The sequence below is a fragment of the Marinicella marina genome, from assembly GCF_030065545.1.
GTDB classification, from domain to species: domain Bacteria; phylum Pseudomonadota; class Gammaproteobacteria; order Xanthomonadales; family Marinicellaceae; genus Marinicella; species Marinicella marina.
In genome coordinates this window covers 169,146-192,022 of record NZ_JASJNC010000007.1, presented here as the reverse complement: position 1 = coordinate 192,022, position 22,877 = coordinate 169,146, and the positions used below count along the sequence as shown (strand labels likewise).

Genomic DNA, 22,877 nt, shown 5'->3' with positions numbered 1-22,877 from the left:
TACCTATTTATCATAACCGAAAACAAAAACTTTTTGGTGCTGTCTTAAGGGTTGATCAATTGATTAAAAAAATCAAACAGTTCATCGTCACTGATTTTGTTGTGGTCTGCACCAATTTGAATTTCTGTGTAAAGTTTTGATGAGTTGTTTTCTTGGCTCCATGGCTTGCATGGGCTGATGTTGGTTTGTTTCACTTGCTTGTCTAATCTTTGATTGAGCTCAGCACAATCGCCTGTGGTTCTGATTAAAAAGCCATTGGTCTGTGGTGTATCCACCTCCAAACCTTCTATAGCGCTTAAACAATCGGCCAATGCTGGCGCGCGCAAGACCCAAGACTTAATTTTTGGAAGTTGTTTATCAATGCCCTCTAATCCAGTGATTAAGGCCGGGAAATTACTCCACATTTGTGACCCCAATCGATTGCGCCAAATGCCACAGTCAGTTATCAAAGCCTCATCGCCCGCCAACAATGCACCACTAAGACCGCCAATGCCTTTGTACAGTGAGACATAAACAGAATCAAAAAGTTGACTGATGTCTGCCACATCCAGTTGGTAATAAGGCGCTGACTCCCAGATTCTTGCTCCATCCATGTGTAAATGTACTTGGTTGGCATCACACCATTGTCTGATGGCTTTTAACTCATGCCACTCAGCAAGTTTGAATCCTGCCCGTCGCAAAGGCATTTCAATCACCAGCACCGCTGGTGTGTGAGTCAGAGAATCCAAATCTGCACTGACAATGGGTTTGCCTTGAGCGCCAAGACTCGCTGCTTTTAATTGGGTGACGTGCTGGTAGGCCAAATCTTCATCAATAGCAATGTGGGACTGTGGGTGGATGGCAATCAGTGGATTGTCTTGCTTTTCACAAATGGTTTTCAAAGCGGCCAATTGACAAACCGTGCCCTTGTTGAAAAACAGGGCTTTGGGTTTGGCCAGTTTTTGTGCCATTTTGTTTTCAATCAGCTCAACCAAAGGGCCTTGGTTGTAGATATCACACTCATATGATGTGTATCTCGATGCATTCATGATGTTTAGCCACTGTTCATGGGTTTTGGGTGACATGCCCAAATATCTATGGGTTATGTTATGCATATTCAGCCATGCCATCAGCTCCTTTGGACTGTGATGGTTCTTTTTTTGATTTCATCAACCGCGTAATTTTCACCGCTAGAATAAGCCGCTATTTTACTCAAGTGGGTGTAGGGTAAACCTGTTTCTTCATGCCAGTTATTGAACGCCCGCTGTACCTGTATCAAATCACGTTTGGAGGTCGGGTGGTCGTTGGTTTGATAGCCGGCCCACTTAACCGCTTGGATGGTGTCATGCGTGGTGGTGAAACAATCTTTGCCCACGTACCTGAGAAACCAAAAGCCGGTATTGCCGCCCAATCGAGAACCGTTTTTCTTTAAGTAGGCCATCAGACCTATTTGGTCAGACTCTGGCCAGTCAGCAATGAACTGCGCGAAACTGCCATGTTCTTGCGCGGTGTAATTGACAAAATTGGCGTTGACCATCATGGCCTTAATTTTGGTCCAATTCCTCACCACCCGTTTGTCTTGCACGTAGGCTTCCCAATCCTCGGGTGATTTATATGCCAGTCGCGGCACGTCGAAACCATGAAAAGCTTCCTCAAACTGTGGCCATTTATTTTCAATCACAGTCCAATTAAAACCGGCTTGATTGATGGCTTTACACATCATGGCCAAAAACCGGTCATCACCTTTTTTAGCCAATAGGCCATTGCTCATAACATATGGCAGTAATGACAAAAGGTTTTCTTCGCCGCCTTTGCGTTCGGCTGCCACTTCATAGATGTGTTGGAATGATTTCAAGTGATTGTCCATTTTTTAATAGTCCATTGTTTGGATGAATGGTTTCAGCGATTGATGTACAACAAAACCACCAATGACAACAACACCAAGGTGCTGATGTTGGTGCGCAGCAGCCAAAACCATTCAGGGATCAAACCGGCACGGTACATTTGTCGGTCAATGATCCAAGCGGCGATGATACCAAAGGCAATCACCATCAAGCCATTGAAAGTGGCCAGCGCAAACAAACTGAACCAAGCCAATAAAGCCAATACATTACTGATGATGAAATAGCCCTTATGATTGTCTTGACTCATTGATACACCCCATTGGATGCCGGCCAAGAAGCTGATGATCACAGCGCCATAAGTGTGAGCCACCAAGTACGATTTGAAACGCGCGAACTTGATGGTGTAATCAAAAGTCTCTGCTAAGTTAAAATGATTGTACAAAGCAATCAATACCGCAAAAACAAAAGGGATAACGCCTAAGAAGGTCAGTATGGTGGCTTTTTTCTGATGATTCATGGCTTGGATTTTAAAACAAGCTTGTCAATTTTGCGTGCAAAAATATTTTTTGGAAGTTTATTTGGTTTCATCAGTGAAAAAATAGTTTGTTATCAATAATGCCAGCTGAGTGGAAACAGCGAACTCCAATTGACTGTGTAATGGTTTTCATCATTAATAAAAGTTCTCTCGATTGATAAGCATGATGAGGGTATCCTGAATGAAACGGGGCCAAAACAGGCTTGGTAGCCAAAGTTTGTAGTTACCTTTATGTTGTTCAGTTCTTTCCATGAAACAGGTTTGACTTTTTCAGCATACAAGATAAATTCTTGTAACAACTCAATCGGCATCTGTTCTTTACTTTTTATGTCTATCCATTTTTCGTTGTAGTCAGATTTTATTGAATATTCTTTATAACTTTGACAATTCCAGACAGTTTCATTGGTTTTTTCTTGACCACAATAGAGATGTGATTGCTGTTTGTATCCCGGTGAAATGGTTAAGTGCTCAAACTGAATTTGAATGTGCGCGCCGTGTCCATCCGGACTTAAGGCATATGACTTTACTTTTTCAATCAATGATGTGCGCGGAATATCCAGTTTTTCTGCTTGATTGATAATAGCAGCAGCATCTTCCTTTTGTAATTCATGAGGGTACATTTGTGGATATGAGATAGCCAGAGTGCTGTTAGTGTAGGCGATCAATAGGATGGTGATAATTTTTTGTATCATATATTCAATAGAACTGATTAAGCTTAAATAGTTCCAAGTTTTCAATGTCTATATTGTGTTTTAAATATATATCACAATATGTACGTTTCAGGTGCCACTGGTTGCTCAGCAAGCATTTATCATTCAAAACCATCTTCAAATATCACATCACTGAAATAGGGAACTGCAAAGTAGTTCATGGCCTCACTCATCATCTCATGGCGCACAGCCTCTGAGGTGATGGTTTCAAAGGGAAAGCCCAAGTGAATCACTTGGTAGGTGCCGGTATCAACATAGCTGCAGGCGGCTTGGTCGCTAAGGTAGTTCAGACAAGCATTGGCTGTATTCAAAGGTGTTAACACATCAGGGTAATCGACTTGATAAGTCTCGCCGCTGCCATCATCAAACTCAATCTGTGGTAAGTTGGCGAAAATTGAACCGGCTGCGCCTTGGGCAAAATAGGTCTGTGCATCATCAGACTGGTAGGCTGTCATTAGGGTGTTGTTATAAAACGCTTGGTCGGCTGCCGATCCCAGAAAGTCCAGATCCCAGGCTATTTCAGCGCCGCTGATGAATAACTTGCCGCCAGCGTTGAGGTAATTGTTCAGGGCGGTTTGTTCGTTGCTGTTTAAGGTGTTGCCAGCGCTGGACTCCTCGCCAAGAATCCAGATCAGCGCTGCATATGAGTTGGGATCCAAACTGAAGTCCATGTCCTCAACCAATTCATTACTGATGGCATCGAAACCAACGCCGGCATCATCAATGGCCCTGCCGTGTTGGATGACATAATCAAAAGTATTCATCTGATGCAAATACATGCGATCAACAAAACCACCAATATCGGCCATGTTTTGGTAGATCAGTTGGCCTGAGTTCAAACGGTCAAAGCCATTGACCACCAAAACCCGACTTTCTTTGGGGTAGCTGATTCGGGTTGCCAAAGTTTCGCTGGCTAAAGACAAGCCGCCGGCATTTTTGGCTTTGACTTTGACGTATTTGATGCTGCCAGCTGGCACATCATTTAAGGAGAATGACAAGCCGCTGACGAGCGTGCCATTGTCAAAATTTTTACCATCATCTGACAAGTAAACCACATAGTCAGCAGCGGCATCACCAGCTAAGTCATCCGCATCTGTCTGCGGTGGCTGCCACTGGATGTCTAATGTGCCAGCAACAGTTGAGGTAACCTGTAGATGTGTCGGTGGTTCTGGTATCAGGGTATAACTGACACCGTCTCGATCAGCAATGTATTTAACAATGCCTTGGTAGATGGCACGGGCGGCAAGTTTGCGGAATTGGGGGTGACGCAAGGCATCGGCGTCGGCTGGATTGTCATGAAAGGCCATTTCCAGTAATAACGACGGCATTTCATTATTGTGGGTGGGGTTGATTTCACCGAAATAAGCAGAGCGCTTGCCGCGGTCGGTCCAGTTGGCATCCCAGCCAGCACGGATGTCATTGATCAATTCATCATGAATGGCGTCTTGCAGCTCGGCTGAGCCTGGGTGGGCTTGGGTGATGTCATAGGTACCATCTGGTGGGTTGGCTGAGTAGATGTAAGAGCTGGTGCCGCGAGCAGTGCCGTTGGCTGCATTGGAGTGCCAGGATATGTACAACGAATCTTCGCTGGCATAGTGCTCCCAATCAGCAAATCGTGAACGTGCGGTGACATCTCCAAATTGGTAGACCGATTCCGTTGCTCCCTGGTATTGAACCCATGTGCGAGCGCCTTCTTCCCAGCGCGGTTTGCCGCTTAAGGTGCCGTTGTTCTGGCCGATGATGTCGCCCATGCCACCACCCAAGCGAATGGCATCAGCGGATACTGTGGTGTTGCTTTCTGAAGATTGATTACTGAGGATGATGGCATGATTACCACCGGCTACAAAATAAAATTGGCCCAGATAATTCCACACATAGCGGTGTTTGGTTTGATCAACCACCATGACGGTATCGATACCACCGTGCCGGATGGTGTAATGGGCATCGCTGGGACGATCACCAACACCCGAGTAGGAGACATAAACATCATAGTAATCTGAGACAGTGACATCTGGGGTCCAAATGGCTTGGGCAGTGGCTGTCTCGCTGGTGCTGATGATGCGGTCGCTGCCGCCATTGTCACGAAAAGGATCGGTAAGGAAGCCGTAAGGGGCTTGATTATTGGCAAAACCATTGGCATTGCTGTCGTTGAACAATGTTGCATTACCCACTTCCTGATAGTTAGCATCCTCGTTGTCCACAATGATCATGTTTTGATTGAGGTCTCGCTCGCGCAATGTGAACACCTCAGCACCGGCATTTTCTAGGTATTTCAATAAGTATTGATTGATGCCCTCGGCATTGACTAAGTCTTCAACAATGTCATTGGTGATACCACGTTGGGTGGACCATTCACGAAAATCATCATAATCAATCCAACCGTGGGCCTGGGAGATGAACAAGGTCTTATCACTCAAGTCTGTGGTTATTCCTGATTTATGTGAAGTTTTTTGCCCTTTGTCATCATTTTTTTCCGGCACAGGAGTGATTTTGAGGTAGTTTGATAAAGCTTTGAATTGGCCGTTTTCTGCGGTGTTAAAGTGGATGTGTCTGGCAGCAGGTGCCAAATGGTCCATTTCGTGGTCAATGATTCGGCTCAATAACTCTAAGGTGGCTTCGTTGAAATCGTTATCGAGGTAACCAGGTGGGAATTTAAAAGTGATGATTAAATCTTGATTGATTTGTTTGGCTTGGGTCAGCTGGGTGTTGGGGTGCAGTTTTGATTCGAATGTTTTCTGGCGCTCAAATGCCGCACTGAATGCTGCAGTTAAATCTGTGCTGTTTTTTGCTGAAGCTGATACGGCATTTGCTGTCAAAAACAGCATCAAAACCAGCCATTTACTTTTCATTGACTGCCAATTAGATATCGATGAATTATGAGTTTATCACCTTTCAGGTTCGCAGGTGAATTCTTGGGTGGTGTCACCTGCTTTTTTGTCTTCATCCGTTGATTTAATCACGATATTGGTACTGTAAACGGGTTTATAACCAATCGGGCATTGTGGTTGATAAGCCGACTGATCGCCCTTTGAAGGGTCCAAAGGGTCAATTTGATTGGAGGCGCAGGAGGTGAGTATAAATAAAAAAATCAAGGTAGCCAGAGAAGCTTTGCTTTTCATGTTTTATCTCCTTCTTATTGTGTTAATTTAAAGTTTAATCTGAGTTGCTGTAAAAAATTGTTAAAAACTGCACATGGATAAATTTATTCAATGGTGATTTCACTGCTTTAGCTGCTGAGTTGACATGAAATTAACCCGCAATAATGTTACAATACCCGCGCTCAATTAAGGGGTGTATGGAACACACATCATCCCCAGGGGGACATCCTGTTTGAGCACCTCGAATCTTAAAACTCTTGGCATCTTTGAGCGAGAGCTTGGTGATGCCTTGATTATTCACAGGCTTTGGGCGAGGCCCACCTAACACACAGAATAAGGTAAACCTATGACACGTAAAGTACCCATGTTTATTGATGGTCAATCAGTTATCAGTGAAAGCAATGATTGGATTGATGTCACTGATCCTGCCACCCAAGAAGTTATTTGCCAAGCACCCATGGCCACTGAAGCCGAGATGGAGCAAGCCATAGCATCGGCTAAAAATGCTTTTGAAACTTGGAAAGATGTACCGGTAACCAAACGGGCACGCATGATGTTGAATTATCAGCACTTGCTTAAGGAGCATCACGATGAGTTGGCAGAAATATTGGCCGAGGAGACAGGTAAGAATTTTGAGGACGCCAAAGGTGATGTTTGGCGTGGTATTGAAGTGGCAGAGCACGCGGCTAACATTCCTTCCATGATGATGGGTGAAACAGTAGAAAATGTCGCCTCTAAAGTGGATACTTATTCTTTGATCCAACCTTTGGGTGTCTGTGCCGGCATCACACCTTTTAATTTCCCAGCGATGATTCCACTGTGGATGTTCCCGATGGCTGTGGTCTGTGGTAACACCTTTGTGCTGAAGCCTTCAGAACAAGACCCTAACACCCCCATGCGCTTGGCAGAGTTGTTTTATGAAGCCGGTTTTCCGAAAGACACCCTGCAGGTGGTGCACGGTGGTAAAGACCAAGTTGATCACATTTTGAATCACGACGACATCCAAGCGATTTCATTTGTGGGCTCGGTACCGGTGGGTGAGCACATTTATAAAACTGGCACCGATAATTTGAAGCGTGTACAGGCTTTTGCTGGTGCCAAAAACCACATGGTAGTGATGCCTGATGCCAACAAAAACCAAGTGATTAACAACATTGCCGGCTCATCTTGTGGTGCTGCTGGTCAGCGCTGTATGGCCATCTCAGTGGCGGTACTGGTTGGTGAAAGCAAAGAATGGCTGGATGACATAAAAGGTAAAATGCAAGAGATGCGTCCAGGTTACTGGAAAAACCCAGAGTCTTTCTACGGTCCACTGATTTCGCCCCAAGCCAAAGCCAAGGTAGAAGGACTGATTCAGTCAGGTGTGGATGAAGGGGCTGATTTATTGTTGGATGGACGTGGCTATGCGGTTGAAGGTTACCCCAATGGTAATTGGTTAGGCCCCAGCTTATTCAGTAACGTCACCACTGACATGCGCATATACAACGAAGAAATCTTCGGTCCGGTGCTGTGTGTGATGACGGCAGACACTTTGGAAGAGGCAATTGAGTTGATTAACAACAACCCATACGGCAATGGCACATCCCTGTTCACTTCCTCAGGTGCTGCGGCACGTAAATTCCAACATGACATCAAAGTCGGTCAAGTCGGCATCAATATTCCGATTCCTGTGCCGCTGCCATTTTTCTCATTCACCGGTTGGCGCAAGTCGTTCTATGGTGATCAGCACGCCTATGGTAAACAAGCGGTGCGTTTTTACACCGAGACTAAGACCGTGACATCGCGCTGGTTTGAATCTGACATTCCAGATGATGCTGCGCCTAATGCAACTATTAATTTGTAAGACAGAATACGACAGATAAAACAAATAGGATTGATTGATGAATTTTGAATTAAACGAAGACCAACAAGCATTTGTGGATGCTGCCAAAGAATTTGCGGCCAGCGAAATGGCGCCGCACGCTGCCAAATGGGATGAAGAAAGTTTTTTTCCTGTTGATGTCATTAAAAACACCGGTGAATTGGGTTTCCTAGGTATCTATTCGCCTGAGGCTTATGGTGGGTTGGGCTTAAGTCGTTTGGATGCTGCTTTGATTTTTGAGGAAATGTCCAAACACTGTACTTCAACCACTGCCTACCTAACCATTCATAATATGTGCGCCTGGATGCTGACTTCGTTTGGTAGTGAACAACTGGCCAATGAATGGGGTACAAAACTCACCTCAGGTGAATTGCTGGCATCCTACTGCCTGACTGAACCCGGTCATGGTTCAGATGCTGGTAATTTAAAAACCACAGCGACTAAAACAGACTCAGGCTACGTCTTAAATGGCAGCAAAACTTTTATCTCAGGTGCAGGTTCAACCGAACTACTGATAGTGATGGCCAGAACTGGTGAGGCTGGTCCACGGGGCGTTTCTTGTTTTATGGTGCCAGCTGATTCAGCAGGCATTTCATATGGTAAAAAAGAAGACAAAATGGGTTGGAACTCACAGCCCACACGCCTGATTACTTTTGAAGACGTTGAAATACCGGCTGATTACTTGATTGGTGAGGAAGGTGAAGGTTTTAAATTTGCCATGAAAGGCTTAGATGGTGGTCGTATCAACATCGCATCGTGTTCTTTGGGCACCGCACAAGCGGCATTGAATGAAGCCCAAGCTTACATGTTGGAGCGTAAACAATTTGGTAAAACATTGGCTTCATTCCAAGCCTTGCAGTTTAAATTGGCTGACATGCTGACAGAATTGATAGCGGCACGTCAGATGGTTAGGTTGGCCGCAGTTAAACTGGATAACAAAGACCAACAAGCCACTGCCTATTGTGCTATGGCCAAACGTTTTGCCACCGACGTGTGTTTTCAAATTTGTGATGAGGCACTGCAACTTCATGGCGGTTACGGTTACATCAAAGAATACCCATTGGAGCGCCATGTTCGAGATACCCGTGTGCACCGAATTTTAGAAGGTACCAATGAAATCATGCGATTGATTATTTCTCGTAAAATTCTGCAAGAAGGCGCCACTGAGGTGATTGTGTAATGACCGATTCGATGGAACAAACACATGCATTGAGCGAGCACATCAAAACCAAATTGGTAGAAGCTGACTTTGGTTTATTGGGTAAAATTGTGATGGACAAACCCAAAGCCTTGAATGCTTTGTCTACCGATATGATTGAAGCCATGCAAGCCACACTGGACAAGTGGGCAGAAAATGATGCAGTCAAAGTGGTTTGGATTGAAGGTGCTGGTGACAAGGCGTTTTGTGCCGGCGGTGATGTGGTGATGTTGTACCATTCCATGAAAGAGACTGCTGCAGGTAAAATCCCTCAAAAAGCACATGAGTTTTTTACCAAGGAATACCATTTAGACCAAACCATTCATGAATACCCCAAACCAGTGATTGTGTATGCAGATGGCATCGTTATGGGCGGTGGCTTGGGTGTGGCTGTTGGTGGCTCTCACCGCATCGTTACAGAACGTTCGATGATTGCCATGCCTGAAGTGACCATCGGTTTGTATCCTGATGTCGGTGCTTCGTGGTTTTTTAACCGCATGCCAGGTAAGTGCGCTGAATTTTTAGGTATGACCGGAGCTCGCATGAACGCCGCTGATGCGCTGTTCACAAAACTGGCCGATTTTGCAGTAGCAACAGATGATTTGGCTGACATGCAATTGGCCATACTTGAGTCAGATGGTTCGCATGATGGCATCACCCAGGCGATTCAAGCGTCACAAATGGAGCAGCGAGTCCACGAATCACAACTGTGGGTTAACTACGAACTGATCAACGAACTGATGGCGCCCACTGATTTAGTCGATGTGGTACAGCAGTTCAAAGATCTGGAGACCGAAGACAAATGGTTGGGTTTCGCGGCCAAAGCATTGATTGGAGGCTGTCCCATGACTTTACACCTCGTTCGTGAACAAATCACGCGTGCCAAACACATGAGCCTCAAGGAAGTATTTGCTATGGAACTGATCATGTCAACACACTGTGTGATGCACCCGGATTTGGCAGAGGGCATACGTGCCTTGTTGATTGATAAAGACGGTCAACCCCAATGGAGCGCCACATCAGTGGATGAAATCAGCACAGAACAAGTTCAAGTATTTTTCCAACAACCAAATCTAGGTAACTAAAGGGGTATTAAAATGACACAAAATATCGCATTCATCGGTTTAGGTAACATGGGTGGGCCCATGGCCAAAAATCTCATTAAAAATGATTTTAACGTCACGGTTTATGACCTGAACGCGACTGCCGTAGCTGAGTTAAAAGCGGCAGGTGCCGACACCGCAAACAACGCCAAATCAGCAGTAGCCAATGCCGACGTCATTATTTCAATGTTGCCTAATGGTGCCATAGTCAAGTCTTTGTACACCGGTCCTAATGGCTTGATCAATGAAGTCAAAGACGAGGTTTTGATTATTGATTCATCAACCATTGCGGCTGATGATGCACGCGCTGTGGCCAAGGCCTGCGAACAAAAAGGCATTGCGATGATTGATGCACCAGTTTCCGGTGGCACAGCAGCAGCTGAAGCCGGCACATTGACCTTTATCTGCGGTGGTGAAAAAGCCGATTTTGAAGCAGCAAAAAGTATTTTAAGTGCCATGGGCCGCCACATTTTTCATGCCGGCGCCTCAGGTGCTGGTCAAGTCGCTAAGATATGTAACAACATGCTGTTGGCCATACATATGATAGGTACGGCTGAGGCTTTGAACATGGGTGCTCAGCAGGGTTTAGACCCAGCAGTGATGTCAGATATCATGAAAGCCAGTTCAGGTAATAATTGGTCTTTGCAAGTATACAACCCGTACCCAGACGTGATGCCGAATGTGCCCTCGAGTAAAGACTATCAGGGTGGCTTCATGGTCGATTTGATGAGTAAAGATTTGGGTTTGTCACAGGAGTTGGCGGCCAAATCAAAAAGTGCCACACCATTGGGCGCGATGGCCACCCAACTGTACCAGATTCACCAAGCTGGTGGTGCCGGCGGTTTGGATTTTTCCAGTATCCTGAAGCTGTTACAAAACAAAAAATAAAACCACCCCATTAAACACCGCGCGAATTCATCGACGCGGTGTTTACTGTCAACCTGCTAAATTAACGCCAAATTAAATTATCAGGTATATACGTGTATAAATTATCAGAAATCATGGAACGAGCTGAGCAGTTGGCTCCCAACCAACCCCAATTTCATCAAGCCGTGGAAGATGTTTTTCATTCGGTGGTTCCCTACATCAATGAACAAGAAAAATACCAAAACCATGCTTTGTTGGAACAACTGTTGGTACCTGATCGGATCATTGAATTCAGGGTGACTTGGCAAGACAGTGAAGATAACATGCAAGTCAATCGCGGTTGGCGGGTTCAACACAACAACGCGCTGGGTGCATACAAAGGTGGTTTGCGTTTCCATCCATCTGTCGACTTAGATACTTTCAAATTTTTGGCCTTTGAACAAACTTTCAAGAATGCCCTAACCGGATTGCCGATGGGCGGCGGCAAAGGTGGTTCTGACTTTGACCCCAAAGGCAAATCAGATGCTGACATATTGCGTTTTTGTCAGGCATTTATGCTTAAGTTAAGTAATTATATCGGCCCAAAACAGGATGTGCCGGCGGGTGACATCGGTGTGGGCTCACGTGAAATCGGTTATTTATTTGGTGCCTACAAACAAATTTCTGGAGTATTCAATGGTGTTCTCACTGGTAAGGCGCCTGGTTCGGGCGGCAGCTTGATTCGCAAAGAAGCCACTGGTTATGGCACCGTTTATTTTCTTGAGGCCATGTTGGCCCACCAAGACAAAGAATTAAAGGGCCTGACTTGTGCGGTCTCCGGAGCGGGCAACGTCGCCCTTTATACGGTAGAAAAGTTATTACAAAAAGAAGCCAAAGTGATCACTGTCTCAGATTCAGATGGCACCTTGTTGTGTCAAAGTGGTTTTACCTCAGAACACCTGGAGGCGATTAAAACCAACAAACAAGTTGAGCGGGGCCGCTTGAAGGATTTGGCTGATAGTTCCAAGGACTTCGAATTCAAAGCCGATACCAAACCATGGCAATTTAATTGTGATGTGGCAATACCAAGCGCCACACAAAATGAACTGAATGAAGAAGATGCCAAGGCATTGCATGAAAATAAGGTGGTCTATGTGGTAGAGGCTGCCAACATGCCATTAACCTCAGCGGCGACGGCATACATGGTTGAAAATAAAGTGGTGGTGGCACCTTCAAAAGCTGTCAACGCCGGTGGTGTGGCAGTTTCTGGCTTAGAAAGAACGCAAAATGCTTTGATGCAATCATGGTCATCTGACAAAGTAGATAAAGAGCTGAAAAAAATCATGCAAGACATCCACCAAGCTTGTATTGAATTCGGTGAGGAAGAAGAGGGCATCAATTACATCAAAGGTGCTAATTTAGCTGGCTTTATCAAAGTGGCTGATGCCATGCTGTTTCAGGGTATTTCTTGATTGGTATTTTTAAACTTGCCTGGGCCTCAAACATGCCATTTTGTTGAAGGCATTTGGGGTCACTTGATTTTTGGTGTGTACATGCCAGTGTCTTTGGCTTGGTTAAATATCTTACAGAATAATTCCGCCGTTTTCTCAGTGTCATACAAAGCAGAGTGGGCTTGGTCTGAAGCCCATTCGATGCCAGCAGCATCTATGCCCCTGGCCAACACCGTTTGGCCATAAGCCAAAGCCGATAAGGTGGCAGTATCAAAACAACTGAATGGGTGAAACGGATTGCGCTTGATACCCGCCCGGTCAGCCGCGGCATGCACAAAGCCCAAATCAAAGTGTGCGTTGTGCCCAACCAAAATGGCTCGGGTACAGTTGGTGGCTTTGATGGCTTTGCGTATTGGGGTGAAGATTTTACCTAATGCGGCATTTTCATCCAGCGATTGGCGCAGTGGATGATTCAAATCAATGCCTGTGATTTCCAGTGCCTTCGGGTCAATGTTCGATCCCTCAAAAGGTGTTACATAAGCGTTGATGGTTTCACCTTTCTTTAAGGTACCGTCCTCTTCCATTTCAATGATAACCGCGGCGATTTCTAGCAGCGCGTCGGTTTGGTTATTGAATCCGCCGGTTTCAACATCCACCACAACGGGTAGAAATCCTCGGAATCTGTCTTTGATTGTGGGCATGCAATGATTTGAATAGTAAAAAGGTATTGTATGAGAGTGCTGCTGATAATGAAAGATAGAAAGCGCGGTTTGCCCATATATCTTTCTCAATGGCTTCAGTGTAAATAGATAAAATTGATTGAAACATGCTAAATAAATTTCAAATAGACAAATAATGAAATAAATATTACAAAATTAACTAAATAGTGTTGTTTTTTTGAAAAAATATTGCTTTAATCACTATCAGCCTTAACTGGCATTCAAATAATCCTTTGGAATTAATAAAAAAAATAAATGATTTCAGACGATTTCAATACAAAAAAGAGAGGAATACTAAATGAAATTAAATATGAGAAAAACCTGTGTGGCAACGATGTTGGCACTGGGAACTTTTGCTCAAGCTGAGCGTATGATTGTTACCCATGAGGGCAACGGTAATGGATTGAAACTTGGCCATCAAGTTCTGGCCAACGGCAGTGGCTGGTTTGCTGTTGAACTGGACGAGAATGGTAAGTCAAACATGCGCGGAAGAAATGGTTTTAGAAACATGGAAGTCGATCTGAAGCGTTATCCAATGGGTTTTTCTGACAGTGCAGGTAACCCAAACAGCACCCAAGTCTATCCCTATAATTATTATCAAGTGGAAGGCGATCAATTAACCCTACAACCTGGTCAGAAAGTGTGTGTGATTGACTCAGGTATCGCAAGGAATGTAGGTGAAACAGGTGGTGCAAACCTTGACTTTGATTTCTCTAAAATCACGGGTAACAGTGATTCAGGGACAGGTGATTGGTTTCGCGATGGTGGCGCACATGGTACACATGTAGCTGGAACCATCGGTGCTGCGGATAATGCTTTTGGTATCATTGGTGTGGCGCCTGGTGTGCCCATGCACATCATCAAAGTGTTTAACGATGCAGGTTGGGGTTATTCATCTGATTTGGCTCAAGCCGTTGAGCTTTGTGGTGCCGCAGGTGCTAATATTGTGAACATGTCTTTGGGTGGTGGCGGATCAAATTCCGTAGAAGAAAATGCCATGGATAATTTTGTCGCAAATGGTGGGTTAATAGTCGCTGCAGCTGGTAATGATGGTAACAGTGTTCGATCATACCCAGCAGGTTATAAGTCAGTCACCATGATTGGTGGTGTGAATAAAGACGATGAAAAATACGCAGCCTCACAATTTCCATCTCACACTGTTACCACCGGTCGTGGTAAGAGACTAAGAACTGAAGATAATGATGGCTACGGTGTAGAGTTATCTGCAGGTGGCCAAGATGTGTTATCAACGGTTCCATCTGGAACTGGCGCCGTCGCTGCAGTGACAGCAGATGGTACCGGTGTAGCTGCTGCTGCCACTGATAACAATGGTACGGTAACGGCCGCAGGATACTTTATGGGTACTGCAGAAGCTGTGGATGCTGGTGCTGCTGGTAAGGTTTGTATCATTGATCGAGGCAATATTTCATTCGCTGATAAGGTCAACAATTGTGGTTTATCTGGTGGTGTCGGTGCTGTGGTCATTAACAATGTGGCGGGAGAAGGCGTTGTTTATATGGACATAGCGGGCGCTACCACTTCGATTCCAACCGTAGGTACAGCACTGGAAGATCGCGCTACATTGGTGGGCGCTTCAACTGTCACTGTAGACAGTACTGTCGGTGATTATGCGGTGTTCTCTGGTACCTCAATGGCCACACCAACTGTGGCTGGTGCAGCGGCATTGATTTGGTCCAATCATCCTAATTGTACGGGTGAAGAAATACGCGCGGCGATGAAAGCGTCGGCGCAAGACATCGGTCCAGCTGGACGTGATGTCGACTTTGGTTATGGCATTGTCAAAGCCAAAGATGCCAGCGATTACTTAGCAGCCAATGGGTGTGACGGTGGGGGAACCGATCCTGAACCACCTACTGGTGCAGACATGACATTGTCTGGTAGTCGCAGCAGAGGAAATCGCCAAGCTGATTTGACTTGGACAGGTGGTTCAACCTCAAATGTTGATGTGTACATCAATGGTAGTTTTAATAGTACTACCAACAACGATGGTTCTGCGTCATTCACTGTGAACAAAAACTCCTCTTACAGTTTCCAAGTGTGTGAGGCAGGTTCTACGTCAACATGTACCAATGAGATTAATTTGTAAAACTAAATTCATTGAATTGGTATTTAAAAACCCTGCTTCGGCAGGGTTTTTTAGTTTTAGAATAAATCGTTACAATCAGCGCATGTTTCATGTATGATTTGCTGAATTAATTGCAATTAGATCTATTTGACTGCAGCTCAGTCAAAACATCTGATGCAGCAAAATAATAAAAAGCGGGAAAATTTAAAACATCATATGAGTCAAAAACTAGTAGAAGTTGTGCGGCAGATGCTGATTCAAATCTTTAGGCCTTTGGTCAGGGTTTTGTTGCGGTTCAATGTGCCATTTCATGAAGTCAGTGAAATTTTGAAGTGGACCTATGTGGATGTTTCCAGCAAATATTTTGGCTTGAATGGCAAGCCGCCTACCAAATCACGCATCGCTGTCATCACTGGCTTATCCAGAGCGCAGGTCGATGCCCAATTAAAAGTTGACTTATTCAATGCCGACCAAAGCCACAGGAAGTGGCATCGTGCTGGCAGGGTGCTGACCGGATGGGTTGAGGATGAGGCATACAGAAATCACCGTGGACAACAGATTAAAATCATTCCATTGGAGTCATCTGATGAGCCTGATTTTAAATACCTGGTTGAAAAGTATTCTGGTGGAGCAACCATACGATCTATCCTGGATGAACTTTTGCGCTCTGAGTCGGTGAGTTTCGATCCCGAGGGATTTGTTGAATTAATCAAACCTTATTACCTCACGGAAAATGATCCGGATGACATACAAAACATTGATTTTTTGGGTTTATCAACCCAATACCTGCTTGAGACTATTGACCACAATATCGATCCCGAGCGCAAAGGACCACGTTTTCAAAGAATCATTCTGCATGACAAATTACCTAAATCTTTGGCCAATATCGCCGAATCGTATGCCCGAAAAAAGAGTCAGGAATTAGCCAATGACGTCGATGAATACATTGAACATTTGATACAACATTCAGATTTAGAAGAAGAACAAGATTTATTACCGTATATAGGTGTGGGTATTTATTTTTACAAAGCCGATGAAAATCACAATGAAATACATGAATAACAAAATCGCATTATGCTGGGTTCTGGTTATGATCAGTATGACCTTACAGAGCGCCGCAATTAATAACGAAGTCAAAGCTCAAGGTGGCACGGGCTTTAAAATCAATGACATCAGAACTTTTGAAAGCAACGATGATACTGTATTTAAGGAAGACGGACAAACCATCACCGGCACCCGGGCTCAAGGTGGCACCGGTTATAAAATTCGTTATAAAGCCAGTGAAGTTAATCCTAATGTGACCAGTGGTATATTAGATGAAGTTGAGTTGGTTAATATCTATATGGGGCCAGTGGTTTCGACATCGCCCGTAAAAGTTTTTAATATTGAGGCATTGACCACCAATGACACTTATTTGGTAGGATTTGATTCAATACCCCAAATATCGTTGGGTGATGAGGTTAAGGTCAGTGGCTTCTTCGATGCTGCTTCCAGGTCTGTCATTACCAGAATTGAAAAGGTGGCACCGCTCAGTGAGTGGAAACTATCTGGTTATGCCACAGCCATCAGTAACAACCAATTTAAAATCAATGAGCAGGTCATTAATTACCTACCCAATCAACTCAGCGGCTGTGGAGTCGCTTTGGATGAAGGGGAATTGGTAGAGGTTCAAACCATCGCGCAAAATGCATTTGATATCAACAGTCAGCTCGATCAAGTTATCAGCATAAACTGTATTGATGAAATGATAGCCAATACTGAGTCAACTGTGATCATTGAAGGCATGATTGATGCATTCAATGGTGATGATGAGTTGTTGTTATCGGGTCAAGCAGTTAACTTACTCAACAATACCCGCTATATCAGAGGCCGCTTCACTGACCTACAGGTGAACATCAAAGTTGAGATTGAGGGTGCATTGGCTGAAAATGGCAGTACTTTATTGGCAGAAAAAGTCAGATTCATTGAGCCGAGATTTAATCTGGTCATTCCAGTGATGCCTGAAAATGTAATCAATAACCAAGTCAATGTGGCAGGTGTAAGTATGCTCATACCACCACAGTTTACAGATCCAGAAGGGCTATTTGATGGTGGTTTAGATGAGACCACACAATTGAAATTAAGCGGTTATGACCAAAGTGGTCAGTTGTATCTGACGCAAGTAAACGCGGTTGGCAATGTCAATTTCGATGAAGTCAGCGCCAATGGCTTAGTGACTTTGGTACAACAACCTGAATTGGCTATTTTCGGCGTCAGCATCGACACCACAAACGCAGTATTTTTTGATCAGCAGGGTGAAATGATTGGTGTTGATGATTTTTTTGCACGGGTGACTGTGGGCGCAGAAATAGAAATTGAATTGGCCTCCTTGGACGTGCAAACAGGTCTGATTCAAGGTGGAGAAATCACCCTGATTGAACAGCCGGAGAAAGCAAGCACAGCGAAAAATGGCAATGAAAGCACTGTTGTTGGCATTGGTACCTTAACCAGTTTACCCGACGCTGTATTTCAAAACAGTTTTGAATAAAAGTTGAATTATTGCCGTGGCTTGGGTGATACGTACATTGGAATAGTGGCTTTTGCCACCAGTTGCTTGTTGTTGTCGTGTACTTCAACTTCAAGTATCACGTCTTGAGTGCCCTGCCAGTTGATGTCGTCGATTTCACAAGTGGCAGTGACATCGGTTTGTGCTTTGGCTAAATAACGGATGTCCATGCCTTTAGGAATCCAGCGCATGTCTTTGGCTATCGATACTTCCATCAGGGTGCCACCAACAAACTCACACAGATTGGCCATGGCGATGGCATGGACGGTTTTGATGTGGTTGTGTACGCGACGTTTTTTCTTGATGGTGGCTCGTGCAAAGCCAGGCCTTATTTCCTTAAAAACAGGTTTGATGGAGCCGAAATAAGGTGCTTTGAAACAAATGGCTTTGGAGAACAGCCACAAACCCAAAGGCTTTTTCTCAAAGCTTTTCAGCAGCGCATGGGTTTTGTTGCGGGTTTCATTCATGGCTTGTTGTCCTCGATGTATTGTTCAACAATTTGTTCCAGCACATTCAAAGGCACCGAGCCACTGCTTAAGACCGCATCATGAAATGTTCTGATATCAAAGGCCTCGCCCAATTCTTTTTCGGCTTGGCGCCTGAGTTGCCATATTTTTATTTCACCCAATTTATACGACAAGGCCTGTGCTGGCCAAGCAATGTAACGATCAATTTCGGTGCGCACATTGTGTTTGGAAAGTGCGGTATTTTCTTCCATCAGTTTGATTGCCTCATCGCGGCTCATTCCCATGGCGTGTATACCGGTGTCTACCACCAAGCGCATGGCGCGCCACATTTCATAAGTCAAACGACCAAAATCAGAGTAGGGGTCTTGGTAAAAACCCACTTCCTTTCCTAGTTTTTCTACATACAAGCCCCAGCCTTCACCAAAGGCTGAGATGTAGGCATTCTGTCTGAATTTGGGTAAATCAGATAACTCTTTGGTCAATGCTGACTGCAGGTGATGCCCTGGAACGGCTTCATGGAAGGTCAGCGCTTCCAAGTTATACAGCGGTCTCTTTTCTAGGGCATGGGTGTTGACCCAGTATTGGCCTGGTCGGGTAGAGTCTAAAGGGGCAGGGACATAGCGGCCGGTGGTGTAATTCGGTGCGATACCAGCTGGTACAGGATTAACAGCATACGGTTGTCTTGGCAGCTTGGTGAACAGTTGTGGTAATTTTCCATCCATGCGCTTGGAAATGTCACGGGCTTCTTTCAACAGCTCATCAGCAGTGGTGGCATAAAACTGTGGGTCAGTTCTGAGAAAATGCAAAAACTCAGCAAAACTGCCGGCAAACTCAAGTTCACTGATGATTTGTTCCATTTCAGCTCGGATGCGTTTGACCTCATTCCAGCCAATCTGATGGATTTCTTCCGCACTCAAATCCAGCGTGGTGTATTCTTTGATTTGTTGTTGGTAATAAGCCTCGCCGGCCGGGAAGCTGTGGGCGCCAATGGTGGTTCGGGCGCCGGGTATGTATTGCTTGACCATGAAGGACTTGAACGCCTGGTAACTGGGGTTGATGCTGTCTGTAATGATGGTTTTTGCTTGTTGTTGTAGTTTGCTGAAATCAGTTTCATTGACGTATTTAGGTTTTTTTAAGAACGGTTGGTAAAAGTCAGATTCGGTTGGCTCTGCTTTGATGTAGGTATCAATGAATTTTGGATAATGTTGGATGATGACTTGTGGCTGGGTGAAGCCGCGTGCCAAACCTGCTTGCATGTTCTCTATGTGTTGTTGCATCACCCGAGGGACTTGTTGCATCCTGTTGAGGTGATTTTTATAATCATCAAGTGTGTTGAAGCTGGCATAACGGTGCATGGTAGCCAAGTTGACATGGAAAGAACCCTCTGCTGTGATGGGCATTTGGTATTCTTTGAAGTTGTTATCAGCGATTGTTTCTTGCAAAAAGGCTTGTTGCATCTGCAGTGAAACCTGGTCTTGAAAGTCCAGTTTTTTGCTTTTGATTTTATTCAGTTTATCCAGCAGCGGTTTTAGCCGATCGTTTTGTTTTGTATAAAATTCAGCAGAAACATCATTCAGTTCCCCGGCTTTACTTTGGTCTCCTTGCCAAAAAGCCAGTTGTGGGTTGAGCTCAGTTTGCACAGCGATGACTTCATCAAGGATTTTATGCAGCTTTTTACTTTCTCTGTTGGCTTCTGCGTACAGGCTGATGCCCAATAAAATTATAATTAAACTGATTTTTTTCATGTCATTACCTGTGGTTTGATTCAATGTAATACCCTGACGCGGATGGTGCCATCGATGTCTTTGAGTTGTGCGACGATGGGGTCTGATGATTCGCAGTTAACATCCATGATGACATAACCGACATCACCAGAGGTTTGCAGGTACATCGCTGCGATGTTGATGTCTTGACTTGAGAACGCGTGGTTGATGCGTTCCAACATACCGGGTTTGTTCTGATGGATGTGCATCACCCGAGTCAAATCATCGTGCAAGGCCGGCAAGGACACTTCAGGAAAGTTTACCGCCGATGAAGTTGAGCCATTGTTGGAATATTTAATGAGTTTGTCTGCCACCTCGTTGGCAATATTGAACTGCGCCTCTTGGGTGCTGCCACCGATGTGTGGGGTCAGAATCACATTATCAAAGTTCAATAAAGGCGTTTCAAATGGGTGTTGGTTACTGGCAGGTTCCTCAGGATATACATCCAAGGCAGCGCCGTTGAGGTGTTGACTTTCCAAAGCGTCAACCAAATCATCAATCACCACGATGTGACCACGTGCGGCATTGATCAAAAAAGCCCCTTGCGGCAGTAAAGCCAATTCTTTGGCGCCTATCATCTGCCGGGTTAATTCCGTATCAGGAACGTGCAGGGACAACACATCAACAGCTGGTAATAATGCCTCAAGTGATGGCATGGCTTCGCTGTTTCCTAAGGGTAATTTGTTCTCAATGTCGTAATACTTGACCTTCATACCCATGGCCTCAGCTAACACGCACAACTGTGATCCAATGTGGCCAAAGCCAACGATACCGAGGGTTTTGCCTCGTGTCTCATTGGAATTAATGGCTGATTTAAACCATTCGCCGCGGTGAGCTTTGGCATTTTTCTCAGGGATGCCACGCAACAACAAGATGATTTCACCCATCACCAACTCCGCCACACTGCGGGTGTTTGAAAAAGGTGCATTGAATACCGGTATGCCTTGTATTTTGCATTGATCCAAGTCCACTTGGTTGGTACCAATGCAAAATGTGCCCACTGCCATCAATTTATCACAAGTCGCCAAGTTCTGGCCTTTTAGCTGGGTTCTGGAACGGATGCCTAAAATGTGGGTGTCCTTGAGAATTTCCTGTAGTTCGTCGTCTTCAGGGGTGCTGTTGTAAACGTGGATGTTGTCATAACCATCGGCCTTGAACAACTTTTCGGCATCTGGGTGAACGCCTTCTAACAAAACAACTTTGATTTTTTCTTTACTTAGCGATAATTTAGCCATATTCTTTGCGTTTTTGTTACTTGAATCAGTTGAGAAAACAGGATTTTAACAGATATGCACCCAGATAAATTGTCTTCTTTATTAGAAACGGAGTTGCCCGGTATGGCTTGGTCCATGCAGCCCAGTGATTTAGAAAAGTTTGGTCAAGATTGGACTCGCTTCCATGATCCCCAAGCGGCTGTGGTGTTTTTTCCCAACGACATCAAAGAAGTACAAAAAATCATTCAAGTGGCCAACCGCCACCAACAAGTGGTGATTCCCTCAGGGGGGCGTACTGGTTACAGCGCAGGCGCAGTGGCCACAGCCGGTGAATGGGTTGTTTCCATGGTCAGGTTCAACCAAATCAGTGATTTCAATGCCATTGATCAAACCGTTAAAGTCGGTGCAGGGGTCATCACTGAGCAGCTGCAGCATTTTGCTGAAGAGCATGGTTTATTCTATCCGGTTGATTTCGCTTCGGCGGGTTCGTCTCACATGGCTGGAAACATCGCCACCAACGCCGGTGGAATCAGGGTGCTGCGGTATGGCTTAACCAGAGACTATGTATTGGGCTTAACGGTGGTTACCGGTGCAGGGGAAATCTTACATTTAAATAAGGGCTTGGTGAAAAATGCCAGTGGCCTGGACTTTCGTCATTTGTTCATTGGTTCTGAAGGCATCCTGGGCTTTGTGATTGAGGCGGAAATCAAACTGGTTTCACCGCCGCCCAATCAAGCGGTGATGTTGCTGGCTTTGTCTTCATTGGATGCGGTGATGTCGGTGTTTGCTTTGGCTCGAGGCACACTGCAACTGTCCTCGTTTGAGTTCTTTTCAGATCGCGCTTTAAAACATGTGATGTCTCACCGGGGCTTTGATAATCCATTTGAGGATTTGCATCCTTTTTACGTGCTGTTAGAGTTTGATGAGGATGAGGATCAGGCCATGCACGTATTCGAGTCTGGCATGGAATCAGCATGGGTCAATGATGGCATCATCGCGCAAAGCATTGATCAAGCACAACAGCTGTGGCAATACCGCGAAGGCATTTCTGAGTCCATCGCCCATTACACCCCTTATAAGAACGATATTTCGGTGAAAATTTCACAAGTGCCGCAGTTCATGCAGCAGTTGGAGGATGTGCTGGCGGCAGAATACCCTGATTTTGAGACCATTTGGTTTGGACACATTGGTGATGGTAATTTGCACCTGAATATACTCAAACCTGAAAGCATGGACACCGCAGCCTTTAAAACCCAGTGTGAATCAGTTAATCAGCACGTGTATGGTTTGATTGATTCATTTGCTGGCAGCATCTCAGCCGAACATGGTGTGGGCTTGATCAAAAAACCGTTCTTACCTTACTCAAAATCGGCCGAAGAGATCAGGCTGATGCAACAAGTCAAACAAGTATTTGACCCCAATAATGTAATGAATCGCGGTAAAGTGGTTGATTGATGG

At 45.0% G+C, this 22,877-nt stretch carries 19 protein-coding genes; 9 read left to right on the top strand and 10 right to left on the bottom strand.

Going from position 1 to position 22,877, the window contains the following annotated elements; genetic code table 11:
• Positions 1-44: 44 nt before the first annotated feature.
• From QNI24_RS11685 to QNI24_RS11660, 6 genes are all read right to left on the bottom strand, one after another.
• Positions 45-1,064 carry a threonine aldolase family protein gene (locus tag QNI24_RS11685; protein WP_283708722.1) on the bottom strand — a complete coding sequence of 340 codons (1,020 nt, stop codon included), beginning with the start codon at positions 1,062-1,064 and terminating at the stop codon, positions 45-47.
• 44 nt (positions 1,065-1,108) lie between these two features.
• Positions 1,109-1,834, bottom strand: a complete 726-nt coding sequence (locus QNI24_RS11680; RefSeq protein ID WP_267176310.1) for a DNA-3-methyladenine glycosylase I — start codon at positions 1,832-1,834, stop codon at positions 1,109-1,111.
• Positions 1,835-1,878: 44 nt separating this feature from the next.
• Positions 1,879-2,340, bottom strand: a complete 462-nt coding sequence (locus QNI24_RS11675; protein ID WP_267176309.1) for a DUF3429 domain-containing protein — start codon at positions 2,338-2,340, stop codon at positions 1,879-1,881.
• A gap of 92 nt (positions 2,341-2,432) precedes the next feature.
• On the bottom strand, positions 2,433-3,050 hold the full coding sequence (locus QNI24_RS11670) for a hypothetical protein (RefSeq protein ID WP_267176308.1): 618 nt from the start codon (positions 3,048-3,050) through the stop codon (positions 2,433-2,435).
• Between the two features lie 119 nt (positions 3,051-3,169).
• The gene (locus QNI24_RS11665; RefSeq protein WP_267176307.1) at positions 3,170-5,917 is read right to left on the bottom strand and encodes a golvesin C-terminal-like domain-containing protein; all 2,748 of its coding nucleotides are present in this window, start codon (positions 5,915-5,917) and stop codon (positions 3,170-3,172) included.
• A 36-nt stretch (positions 5,918-5,953) separates the two neighbouring features.
• The gene (locus tag QNI24_RS11660) at positions 5,954-6,187 is read right to left on the bottom strand and encodes a hypothetical protein (RefSeq protein WP_267176306.1); all 234 of its coding nucleotides are present in this window, start codon (positions 6,185-6,187) and stop codon (positions 5,954-5,956) included.
• Positions 6,188-6,512: 325 nt separating this feature from the next.
• Between QNI24_RS11660 and QNI24_RS11655 the strand changes: the two genes are divergently transcribed.
• From QNI24_RS11655 to gdhA, 5 genes are all read left to right on the top strand, one after another.
• On the top strand, positions 6,513-8,009 hold the full coding sequence (locus tag QNI24_RS11655) for a CoA-acylating methylmalonate-semialdehyde dehydrogenase (protein ID WP_267176305.1): 1,497 nt from the start codon (positions 6,513-6,515) through the stop codon (positions 8,007-8,009).
• 37 nt (positions 8,010-8,046) lie between these two features.
• Positions 8,047-9,207 carry an acyl-CoA dehydrogenase family protein gene (locus tag QNI24_RS11650; RefSeq protein ID WP_267176304.1) on the top strand — a complete coding sequence of 387 codons (1,161 nt, stop codon included), beginning with the start codon at positions 8,047-8,049 and terminating at the stop codon, positions 9,205-9,207.
• Entirely contained in the window at positions 9,207-10,310 is a 1,104-nt protein-coding gene (locus tag QNI24_RS11645) for an enoyl-CoA hydratase/isomerase family protein (protein WP_267176303.1), read from the top strand. Before QNI24_RS11650 ends, QNI24_RS11645 begins: the two co-directional genes overlap by 1 nt.
• Positions 10,311-10,322: 12 nt before the next feature.
• Positions 10,323-11,216: a 3-hydroxyisobutyrate dehydrogenase gene (gene mmsB / locus QNI24_RS11640; protein ID WP_267176302.1), complete on the top strand. Its 894-nt coding sequence runs from the start codon at positions 10,323-10,325 to the stop codon at positions 11,214-11,216.
• 92 nt (positions 11,217-11,308) lie between these two features.
• The gene (gdhA, locus tag QNI24_RS11635; protein ID WP_267176301.1) at positions 11,309-12,646 is read left to right on the top strand and encodes an NADP-specific glutamate dehydrogenase; all 1,338 of its coding nucleotides are present in this window, start codon (positions 11,309-11,311) and stop codon (positions 12,644-12,646) included.
• Between the two features lie 59 nt (positions 12,647-12,705).
• On the opposite strand, the gene rnt is transcribed toward gdhA, so the two are convergent.
• On the bottom strand, positions 12,706-13,326 hold the full coding sequence (gene rnt, locus QNI24_RS11630; protein ID WP_267176300.1) for a ribonuclease T: 621 nt from the start codon (positions 13,324-13,326) through the stop codon (positions 12,706-12,708).
• Between the two features lie 316 nt (positions 13,327-13,642).
• Here rnt and QNI24_RS11625 point away from each other — a divergent pair, with 316 nt between their 5' ends.
• The 3 genes from QNI24_RS11625 (at position 13,643) to QNI24_RS11615 (ending at position 17,957) form a co-directional block, all read left to right on the top strand.
• Positions 13,643-15,451, top strand: coding sequence for a S8 family serine peptidase (locus tag QNI24_RS11625; RefSeq protein ID WP_267176299.1), 1,809 nt, complete (start codon positions 13,643-13,645; stop codon positions 15,449-15,451).
• Positions 15,452-15,646: 195 nt separating this feature from the next.
• Complete coding sequence (locus QNI24_RS11620) at positions 15,647-16,492, top strand: DUF6502 family protein (protein WP_267176298.1); 846 nt, start codon at positions 15,647-15,649, stop codon at positions 16,490-16,492.
• A complete protein-coding gene (locus QNI24_RS11615) occupies positions 16,485-17,957 on the top strand; it encodes a DUF5666 domain-containing protein (protein WP_267176297.1) in 1,473 nt (490 codons plus the stop codon). The genes QNI24_RS11620 and QNI24_RS11615 overlap by 8 nt, the downstream gene beginning before the upstream one ends.
• 8 nt (positions 17,958-17,965) lie before the next feature.
• Here the strand turns inward: QNI24_RS11615 and QNI24_RS11610 are convergent, their stop codons facing one another.
• The 3 genes from QNI24_RS11610 to serA are packed head-to-tail and all read right to left on the bottom strand — an operon-like array spanning position 17,966 to position 21,440.
• Complete coding sequence (locus QNI24_RS11610) at positions 17,966-18,442, bottom strand: hotdog fold domain-containing protein (RefSeq protein ID WP_267176296.1); 477 nt, start codon at positions 18,440-18,442, stop codon at positions 17,966-17,968.
• Positions 18,439-20,187, bottom strand: a complete 1,749-nt coding sequence (locus QNI24_RS11605; RefSeq protein WP_267176295.1) for a DUF885 domain-containing protein — start codon at positions 20,185-20,187, stop codon at positions 18,439-18,441. The genes QNI24_RS11610 and QNI24_RS11605 overlap by 4 nt, the downstream gene beginning before the upstream one ends.
• Positions 20,188-20,207: 20 nt before the next feature.
• Positions 20,208-21,440, bottom strand: a complete 1,233-nt coding sequence (gene serA, locus QNI24_RS11600) for a phosphoglycerate dehydrogenase (protein WP_267176294.1) — start codon at positions 21,438-21,440, stop codon at positions 20,208-20,210.
• A gap of 54 nt (positions 21,441-21,494) precedes the next feature.
• On the opposite strand from serA, the gene QNI24_RS11595 reads away from it, so the two are divergent.
• Positions 21,495-22,874 carry an FAD-binding oxidoreductase gene (locus QNI24_RS11595; protein ID WP_267176293.1) on the top strand — a complete coding sequence of 460 codons (1,380 nt, stop codon included), beginning with the start codon at positions 21,495-21,497 and terminating at the stop codon, positions 22,872-22,874.
• Positions 22,875-22,877: the final 3 nt, after the last annotated feature.

Bases quoted from the DNA above. Each gene is read 5' to 3' on its own strand.
- QNI24_RS11625 (WP_267176299.1), top strand. From the start codon at position 13,643: ATGAAATTAAATATGAGAAAAACCTGTGTGGCAACGATGTTGGCACTG.
- QNI24_RS11665 (WP_267176307.1), bottom strand. From the start codon at position 5,917: ATGAAAAGTAAATGGCTGGTTTTGATGCTGTTTTTGACAGCAAATGCC.
- rnt (WP_267176300.1), bottom strand. From the start codon at position 13,326: ATGCCCACAATCAAAGACAGATTCCGAGGATTTCTACCCGTTGTGGTG.
- QNI24_RS11605 (WP_267176295.1), bottom strand. From the start codon at position 20,187: ATGAAAAAAATCAGTTTAATTATAATTTTATTGGGCATCAGCCTGTAC.
- QNI24_RS11595 (WP_267176293.1), top strand. From the start codon at position 21,495: ATGCACCCAGATAAATTGTCTTCTTTATTAGAAACGGAGTTGCCCGGT.
- QNI24_RS11650 (WP_267176304.1), top strand. From the start codon at position 8,047: ATGAATTTTGAATTAAACGAAGACCAACAAGCATTTGTGGATGCTGCC.
- mmsB (WP_267176302.1), top strand. From the start codon at position 10,323: ATGACACAAAATATCGCATTCATCGGTTTAGGTAACATGGGTGGGCCC.
- QNI24_RS11660 (WP_267176306.1), bottom strand. From the start codon at position 6,187: ATGAAAAGCAAAGCTTCTCTGGCTACCTTGATTTTTTTATTTATACTC.
- QNI24_RS11645 (WP_267176303.1), top strand. From the start codon at position 9,207: ATGACCGATTCGATGGAACAAACACATGCATTGAGCGAGCACATCAAA.
- QNI24_RS11675 (WP_267176309.1), bottom strand. From the start codon at position 2,340: ATGAATCATCAGAAAAAAGCCACCATACTGACCTTCTTAGGCGTTATC.
- QNI24_RS11610 (WP_267176296.1), bottom strand. From the start codon at position 18,442: ATGAATGAAACCCGCAACAAAACCCATGCGCTGCTGAAAAGCTTTGAG.
- QNI24_RS11670 (WP_267176308.1), bottom strand. From the start codon at position 3,050: ATGATACAAAAAATTATCACCATCCTATTGATCGCCTACACTAACAGC.
- QNI24_RS11655 (WP_267176305.1), top strand. From the start codon at position 6,513: ATGACACGTAAAGTACCCATGTTTATTGATGGTCAATCAGTTATCAGT.
- serA (WP_267176294.1), bottom strand. From the start codon at position 21,440: ATGGCTAAATTATCGCTAAGTAAAGAAAAAATCAAAGTTGTTTTGTTA.
- QNI24_RS11685 (WP_283708722.1), bottom strand. From the start codon at position 1,064: ATGTCACCCAAAACCCATGAACAGTGGCTAAACATCATGAATGCATCG.
- QNI24_RS11620 (WP_267176298.1), top strand. From the start codon at position 15,647: ATGAGTCAAAAACTAGTAGAAGTTGTGCGGCAGATGCTGATTCAAATC.
- QNI24_RS11615 (WP_267176297.1), top strand. From the start codon at position 16,485: ATGAATAACAAAATCGCATTATGCTGGGTTCTGGTTATGATCAGTATG.